The 393-nt window shown below is 55.0% G+C and carries 1 rRNA gene; it reads right to left on the bottom strand.

Annotated elements, in window-relative coordinates:
• Positions 1-152: 152 nt before the first annotated feature.
• Positions 153-267 (bottom strand): 5S ribosomal RNA (rrf, locus tag VK98_RS22565).
• Positions 268-393 lie beyond the last annotated feature (126 nt).

Genomic DNA, 393 nt, shown 5'->3' with positions numbered 1-393 from the left:
TAAACGCCAGGCGGCATCGCCGTTTTGTCTTGCTGTTCCGAACGGGGCGCAGACGCAACAAAGCCTCCCATAGGGAGGCTTCTTTGTTCCGGCGCCGGCGCCAGCACAATGCATAAAGCCCAGCTCGTATGAGCTGGGCTTCGCAATGGGGCGTCTGGCGGTGTCCTACTTTCACATGGCGAATGCCACACTATCATCGGCGCTAAGGCGTTTCACGGTCCTGTTCGGGATGGGAAGGCGTGGGACCACCTCGCTATGGCCACCAGACATAAACTTGTACAAACTAGAAGAAGCCTGGGATGGTGTTCACCACCCCACATATATTCGGTATTCAATTGTGTCGCACAACCACTATCTCGTCGTCTCTCGGTTCCCCAAGACACTCAAATGATA

It is taken from the genome of Chromobacterium sp. LK11 (genome assembly GCF_001043705.1).
GTDB classification, from domain to species: domain Bacteria; phylum Pseudomonadota; class Gammaproteobacteria; order Burkholderiales; family Chromobacteriaceae; genus Chromobacterium; species Chromobacterium alkanivorans.
This window is presented reverse-complemented; position numbering and strand designations above follow the sequence as displayed.